Here is a 7,109-nt window from a genome sequence, read left to right as displayed (position 1 = left end):
CGACAGCGAGCGGTTCCCCTGGACGCTGGACAACCCGGCCAACACCTGGTTCGGCCTCGGCTCCACGGCCCGCGCCGCGCTGGTCCTCTCCGTACGGGCCGGGACCGCCGACACCGACAAGGTGCTCCGCCCGCTCGCCGTACTGGCCGCGTCCCCGCAGGTCGAGGGCCTGGTCGTGGCCCCGGGCGCCTCGCTCGACGTGGGCGAGCCGCTGTGGCCGGGCGCCCCCTTCACCTCCGTACTGGTCGCCGAGGCGGGCGGCCTGATCGAGGACCTGGAGCTCGATGCACCCCTCGATCCCGTACGTTTCCTGCCGCTGCTCCCCATGACCCCGAACGAGGCCGCGTGGAAGCGGGTGCACGGCGCGGGGGCCCTCCAGGAGCGCTGGCTCGCGAGCGGGACGGACCTGCGCGATCCCTCACGCACGTCCGTCCCGCTGGACTGATCCGGGCGGCCCGGGGGTGAGTAACGTCACCAAACCGTGGCCGAAATCCGTCAGTTGGCAAACACGGCCACACTGTCCTCGGTCGCGTGCCGGGTCTCCAGTTCCTCGGCTTCGTGGGTGAGGGACTTCCGGCGTACGAGGACGACGAGCGCGCCGAGCACCGCGGTGACCGCAGCGACCACGAAGGGGATGTGGATGTCGGTCCACTCCTCGATCTTCGGCGCGAAGTAGGGAGCGGCGGCGGCCGCGAACCAGCGGACGAAGTTGTAGCCGGCGCTCGCCACCGGGCGCGGGGCGTCCGAGACGCCGAGCGCGAGCTCCGTGTAGACGGTGTTGTTCACGCCGATGAAGGCGCCGGAGAGGATCGTGCAGACGACGGCCGTGGTGTGGCTGCCGTAGCCGAGGACGAGCACGTCGGCCGCGAGCAGCACCAGTGAACCGCCGAGCACCTTCAGCGACCCGAACCGTGCCTGCAGGCGCGGCGCCACGAGCACCGAGAACACCGCGAGCAGCAGCCCCCAGGCGAAGAAGACCGCGCCGGACTTGTACGGGCTCATGTTCAGCACGAACGGCGTGAAGGCCAGCACGGTGAAGAACGTGTAGTTGTAGAAGAACGCGGAGGCCGCAGCCGAGGCGAGCCCGCCGTGGCCGAGCGCCTTGACCGGGTCGAGCAGGCCGGTCTTGCGCGCGGGCTTCGGCTGCTCCTTCAGGAACGCCGTGATGCACAGGAACCCGATCGCCATCAGGACCGCGGTGCCGAAGAACGGGTAGCGCCAGCTGGCGTCCCCGAGCAGTGCGCCCAGCAGGGGTCCGCAGGCCATGCCGAGGCCCAGGGCGGACTCGTACAGCAGGATCGCCGCGGCGCTGCCGCCGGCCGCCGCGCCGACGATGACGGCGAGGGCCGTCGAGACGAACAGTGCGTTGCCGAGCCCCCAGCCCGCCCGGAATCCGACGAGTTCGCCGACCGAACCGGAGGTGCCGGACAGGCCTGCGAAGACCACGACCAGGGCGAGGCCGAGGAGCAGGGTCCTGCGGCCGCCGATGCGGCTGGAGACGAAGCCCGTGACCAGCATCGCGACGGCCGTGATCAGGAAGTACGAGGTGAAGAGGAGTGAGACCTGGCCGGCGGTGGCGTCCAGACCCTTGGCGATGGAGGGCAGGATCGGGTCGACGAGGCCGATGCCCATGAAGGCGACGACGGATGCCCCGGCGGTCGCCCAGACCGCCTTCGGCTGACGCAGGAGGCCGTCGGCACCCGCGTCGAACGTGTCCCCCTCGGCGGGACCTCCTGTGTGCTCTGCCGTACCGCTGTTCATGCCGGCTCCTCCACTCCTCGCATCGGGATCGTTGGCGTATGCACATAATAAGTTAGCTCGACTAATAAATGCAAGCTACATCTAGTTTTCCGAGGTGAGGGGAAGGTGACAGGCACACGCCGGACGGGTGATCGTCCTTGACGCAACCAAATACGGGGAGGACCGTTGGGCCCTATGAGGGGCGAACCCAGTTGCCCGAAGTGTGGTGGCCGGGTCAGGGCTCCCGGCCTCTTTGCCGACTCCTGGCAGTGCGATGTGCACGGCATCGTGCATCCGCTGCAGCCCGTGATCCCGCCCAGCGTCGAAGCCCTCGGCGTGGTCGTGCACCGTGCGCGCGTACCGGTGTGGATGCCGTGGCCGCTGCCCGTCGGCTGGCTCTTCACGGGCGCCGCGTTCGCCGGCGACGACCGCAGTGGCGGTCGCGCCACGGCGGTGGCCTGCTCCGGGCCGGGGCCGCTCGGCGGCATAGGGGAGCTGGTGCTCATCGCCGAGGAACTCGGGGTCGGGCTCGGCGCGCGGTACGCGGGGATCGACGGGCCCGATCCGGGGCCGTACATGAGTGTCGAGAAGCCCGCCCAGGCGAAGTTGCTCGCCGCGGGGCGGCCGACGCCGTTGTGGCACGTCGCCGGGACGCCCGACGATCGGGCCGTCTTCGCAGGGGAGGCGCGGGGGTTGTGGCTGTGGGCCGTTGTGTGGCCCGAGCAGTCGGGGTTGCTGATGTATGACGAGCTGGTGCTCACGGACCTGCGGGATGCGGGGGCGGAAGTGGATCTGTTGCCTTGTGGGGCGTTGTCGCCGCGGATTCTTGAGCCGTAGCGCTCCGCTGGTGGGAGGGGGCGGCCATCGGGTGTGGGGTGCCTGTGGGCTGCCGGGTGCGGGTTGGGTGTGGCTGGTCGCGCAGTTCCCCGCGCCCCTGAAAAGTGCGGGCGTGCTGCCGTGGAGCCGTCTTCCCGCGCCCTGAAAACGTGTAGGGGGTGACCCCGTACTTTGGGTGTGACGGGAGGCGTTCCTGGGGCCGTTATCCTTGAGCGGTCCGTCTTGTTCCGTTCGTGTCTGGAGTTTGTGTCGTGCGCATTGATCTGCACTGCCACTCCACGGCGTCCGACGGTACGGACACCCCTGCCGAGCTGGTGCGCAATGCCGGTGCCGCCGGGCTCGACGTCGTCGCGCTGACCGATCACGACACCACGCGCGGGTACGCGGAGGCCCTCGCGGCCCTGCCCGCCGGGCTGACACTGGTGACGGGAGCCGAGCTCTCCTGCCGTCTCGACGGAGTGGGTCTGCACATGCTGGCCTACCTCTTCGATCCCGAGGAGCCCGAGCTGCTGAGCGAGCGCGAGCTCGTACGCGACGACCGGGTGCCCCGGGCCCAGGCGATGATCGCCAACCTTCAGGAGCTGGGCGTGGCGGTCACCTGGGAGCAGGTGGAGCGGATCGCGGCCGGCGGTTCCGTGGGGCGGCCGCACATCGCCACCGCGCTGGTCGAGCTGGGCGTCGTGCGCAGCGTCTCCGACGCGTTCACGACCGAGTGGCTCGCCGACGGCGGGCGCGCCTACGTCGCGAAGCACGAGTCGGACCCCTTCGAGATGATCCGGCTCGTCAAGGCCGCGGGCGGCGTGACCGTCTTCGCGCATCCCGCAGCCTCCAAGCGCGGGCAGACCGTGCCGGAGTCCGCGATCGCGGAGCTCGCGGCGGCCGGTCTCGACGGGATCGAGGTCGACCACATGGACCACGAACCGGCCACCCGGGCCCGACTGCGCGGCCTCGCGGGCGAGTTGGGGCTTCTGCCCACCGGCTCCAGCGACTACCACGGCAGCCGGAAGACGTGTGTGCTCGGGGAGTTCACGACGGATCCCGAGATCTACGGGGAGATCACCCGGCGGGCCACCGGCGCGTTTCCCGTACCGGGCGCCGGCGGAGGCGCCGAGCGCTGAGCGGTCCGGCCGGCCCTCGGCACGGTCTCGTTCGCTTCCCGCCCAGTTCCGCTCGGATCCTGCCCGGTTCCCGCTCAGTCGCTTCCGAAGGCGGCCGCGCCCCGGGCCATGCCCACCGGTTGCCGGCTGTGCGCACCCCTCCCGGGCTGCGCAACGCCTGCCCACAGCGATAGGCGCTGAGCCGCCCTGCGGCCCGTCCCCGCTGTTCCACTTCCTCGTCTCGTCCCTCTTCCCGCAAGGCTCACCGTGTTCGACCTCGCCGTTTTCGGCTCCCTCTTCCTGACCCTCTTCGTCATCATGGATCCCCCCGGGATCACCCCGATCTTCCTCGCGCTGACGGCCGGACGGCCGGCCAAGGTGCAGAAGCGGATGGCGTTCCAGGCCGTCTGCGTGGCCGGCGGAGTCATCGCCGTCTTCGGGCTGCTCGGGCACCAGATCCTCGACTACCTGCATGTGTCCGTCCCCGCGCTGATGATCGCGGGCGGGCTGCTGCTCCTGCTCATCGCGCTCGACCTGCTCACGGGCAAGACGGACGAGCCCAAGCAGACGAAGGACGTCAACGTCGCCCTCGTACCGCTGGGCATGCCGTTGCTCGCCGGGCCGGGCGCGATCGTGTCCGTCATCCTCGCCGTGCAGAAGGCCGACGGCGTCGCGTCGCAGGTGTCGGTGTGGGCCGCGATCGTCGCCATCCATGTCGTGCTGTGGGTGGTCATGCGGTACTCGCTGCTGATCATCCGGGTCATCAAGGACGGCGGCGTCGTGCTGGTGACGCGGCTCGCGGGCATGATGCTCTCCGCGATCGCCGTGCAGCAGATCATCAACGGCGTCACGCAGGTCATCCAGAGCAGCTGAAGACCCTCGTGCGCGCGCTCTCCACGGCGCCGCACAACGCAGAACCCCCGTACGGCGTCGGTGCCGTACGGGGGTTCTGAAGTCTGTCTGTCCGTCAGTCAGTCTTCGTCTGTCGAGCGTCCGATGTTATGAGGCCGAGGTGTTGGCCGGGCGGATCCAGAGGCGCTGCCCGATGGCTGCGGCCTGCTGAACGATCCTGTTGACGGAGGCGGCGTCCACGACGGTGCTGTCCACGGGGGTTCCGTCGACGTCGTCAAGGCGCATGATTTCGAAGCGCACAGGCTTCTCCCTTCGTCTGGTCATCCTCCTGAGGAGAACTACTTGGTTACATAGGGATCGAACGACATGCGTGTTACAAACATTCCCTACGCTAAAGAAATTTTTCGAACGGCTAACTACTGACTGGTATCCGACCGGTCTCCAAGCCAGCTTCCAGATCGATTTCCGGACCGGTTGTGTTCGTCCCGTGACCGCCTGCGACAATGAGGCGCATATGAATGACGACCTCGATCCAGCGGTGCTCGGTGCGCGTATCGACCGCACGAACGAGCTGCTCCAGCGCATGCTCGCCGAGGTGGCGAAGACGCCGTCGACTCATGCGATCTTCGTCGACGCGGGGTATCTCTACGCGGCCGCGGGCCGGCTCGTCGCCGGGACGGAGGACCGCCGGGCCTTCGATCTGGACGCCGAGGGACTCATCGAGGCGCTCATCGACAGGGCCCGCACGATCTTCGCGGACAGCAGGCTGCTGCGCGTCTACTGGTACGACGGGGCGCGGCGCCGCATCCACACCGCGGAGCAGCAGTCCATCGCCGAGCTGCCCGACGTGAAGGTCCGCCTCGGCAACCTCAACGCCAACAACCAGCAGAAGGGCGTCGACTCCCTGATCCGTACGGATCTGGAGTCACTGGCCCGGCACCGCGCCATCAGCGACGCGGCGCTCATCGGCGGCGACGAGGACCTGGTCTCGGCGGTCGAGGCGGCGCAGGGGTACGGGGCCCGCGTGCACCTGTGGGGCATCGAGGCGCCGGAGGGGCGCAACCAGGCGGAGCCGCTGCTCTGGGAGGTCGACAGCCAGCGCACGTTCGACCTGGAGTTCTTCAAGCCGTACGTGGCCCGGCGGACCTCCGCCTCGTACGACACGTCGGCGGCGGGCCGGCCCACACGTGAGGACGTGCGGTTCGTGGGCGCGCAGATCGCCGCGAAGTGGCTGGCCGCGCGGGGGCGCGAGACGTTGGCGGAGCTGCTGCCCGGGCATCCCTACCTGCCAGGGCCTGTCGACCAGGATCTGCTCGTGGAGGCGGAGGGGCTGCTGCAGTACTCGCTGCGGGGGCAGGCGGACTTGCGACGGTCTCTGCGGGACGGCTTCTGGGAGCACTTGCAGGGGCAGTACTAGCCCGTCTGCTGCTTCGGGGCCGGCCCATAAGGGGCTCGGGGAACTGCGCGCCCAGCCACGAACGGCCCGCAGTCGTAGAACCCACCGGCAGAGCGTCAGCCCACCCGGTCCCAGAACGCGCCGAGCGCCTCGGCCGTCTCCCGCGGCCGGTCCGAGTTCGGCGAGTGCTCGGCCCCGCCGACGATCGTGCGGTGCGCGTCGAGGCGTACGGCCATGTCGTCGAGGAGCGGCACCGGCCAGGTGTCGTCGCGTTCGCCCGACAGGACATGGACGGGCAGCCCGACGGCGGCCAGCTCGGCCACCCGGTCGGGCTCCTCGCACAACTGCCGCCCCGCGGCGATGAGTTGGGCCGGACTGTTGCCGAGCCAGCGCCGCTTCAGGTCGTCCTGCTCGTCCAGACCGGCGTCCAGGTCGCCCTCGGCGTCCTCCGGCGGCTCAAGTGCCTGGATGGCCTCCCACACCTGACCCATGTCCATCACGGCGAGCGCGTCCCGCAGGAGCTTCACGCGCTGCTGCTGGGAGGGGGAGATCTCGGCGGGCCCCGACGCCATCAGGGTGAGCGAGCGGAAACGTGACGGATCCAGCAGCACGGCCGCCCGGGCGACCTGCCCGCCGAAGGAGTGGCCCACGAGGTGGACGCGCTCGCGCGGTACGTCGGTCGGGGTGTCGGTCGGACCGCCGGTCAGGGCGTCGATCTGGGCGAGGACGTCCTGCGCCAACTCGGCCTGCGCGTAAGGCGCTTCGTCGTCCGTCGGGCCCGGCGTCTCGTACTGGCCCCGCCCGTCCACGGCGACGGTCCGGTATCCGGCCGCGGCCAGCGGTTCGTGCAGCGAGATGAAGTCCTCCTTGCTGCCGGTGAACCCCGGCAGCAGGAGCGCGGTGCCCTTCTCGGGGCTGCCCGCCTCGATCACGGCGAACTCCCCGCGCGCGGTGGCGAGCCGATAGGCGCGGGCTCCGGACGGCGGGACGAAAGTGGCGGGCCTGCTCATGAGGAGGAGGCTATCCGGGGAACCTTTCGGCTGGCATGCCGGGCGGCGGCCGAGGGCTGTCGGGCCGGTCACACGGGTCCGTGACCGTGTGCGGGGGTGCCGACGATGGGGCCTTGACCGTGTGGGGAGCGCCGACGGTGGGTCCGCGACTGTGCACGGTAGCGCCGGCGGTGGGTC

Annotated in this window: 8 protein-coding genes; 5 read left to right on the top strand and 3 right to left on the bottom strand. The window is 70.1% G+C overall.

What is annotated here, in order from left to right; genetic code table 11:
• On the top strand, window positions 1-445 hold a 445-nt coding region (locus O3Q52_RS45705; RefSeq protein WP_269654395.1), incomplete at its 5' end, for a suppressor of fused domain protein.
• Window positions 446-495: 50 nt separating this feature from the next.
• Here the strand turns inward: O3Q52_RS45705 and O3Q52_RS45700 are convergent.
• A complete protein-coding gene (locus O3Q52_RS45700) occupies window positions 496-1,761 on the bottom strand; it encodes an MFS transporter (protein ID WP_269654394.1) in 1,266 nt (421 codons plus the stop codon).
• Between the two features lie 174 nt (window positions 1,762-1,935).
• Between O3Q52_RS45700 and O3Q52_RS45695 the strand changes: the two genes are divergently transcribed.
• From O3Q52_RS45695 to O3Q52_RS45685, 3 genes are all read left to right on the top strand, one after another.
• A complete protein-coding gene (locus tag O3Q52_RS45695; protein ID WP_055610553.1) occupies window positions 1,936-2,577 on the top strand; it encodes a DUF6758 family protein in 642 nt (213 codons plus the stop codon).
• Window positions 2,578-2,828: 251 nt separating this feature from the next.
• Window positions 2,829-3,695, top strand: a complete 867-nt coding sequence (locus O3Q52_RS45690; protein ID WP_269654393.1) for a PHP domain-containing protein — start codon at window positions 2,829-2,831, stop codon at window positions 3,693-3,695.
• Between the two features lie 246 nt (window positions 3,696-3,941).
• Window positions 3,942-4,547 carry a MarC family protein gene (locus O3Q52_RS45685; RefSeq protein ID WP_269654392.1) on the top strand — a complete coding sequence of 202 codons (606 nt, stop codon included), beginning with the start codon at window positions 3,942-3,944 and terminating at the stop codon, window positions 4,545-4,547.
• A gap of 126 nt (window positions 4,548-4,673) precedes the next feature.
• Here the strand turns inward: O3Q52_RS45685 and O3Q52_RS45680 are convergent, their stop codons facing one another.
• The gene (locus tag O3Q52_RS45680; RefSeq protein WP_107102274.1) at window positions 4,674-4,826 is read right to left on the bottom strand and encodes a hypothetical protein; all 153 of its coding nucleotides are present in this window, start codon (window positions 4,824-4,826) and stop codon (window positions 4,674-4,676) included.
• A 214-nt stretch (window positions 4,827-5,040) separates the two neighbouring features.
• On the opposite strand from O3Q52_RS45680, the gene O3Q52_RS45675 reads away from it, so the two are divergent.
• Window positions 5,041-5,943 (top strand): NYN domain-containing protein, encoded by a 903-nt coding sequence (locus O3Q52_RS45675; protein ID WP_269654391.1) that lies wholly within the window; start codon window positions 5,041-5,043, stop codon window positions 5,941-5,943.
• 95 nt (window positions 5,944-6,038) lie between these two features.
• On the opposite strand, the gene O3Q52_RS45670 is transcribed toward O3Q52_RS45675, so the two are convergent.
• Complete coding sequence (locus O3Q52_RS45670; RefSeq protein ID WP_269654390.1) at window positions 6,039-6,932, bottom strand: alpha/beta fold hydrolase; 894 nt, start codon at window positions 6,930-6,932, stop codon at window positions 6,039-6,041.
• Window positions 6,933-7,109 lie beyond the last annotated feature (177 nt).

This window comes from Streptomyces sp. ActVer (assembly GCF_027270795.1).
Classification (GTDB): Bacteria; Actinomycetota; Actinomycetes; order Streptomycetales; family Streptomycetaceae; genus Streptomyces; species Streptomyces umbrinus_A.
This window is presented reverse-complemented; position numbering and strand designations above follow the sequence as displayed.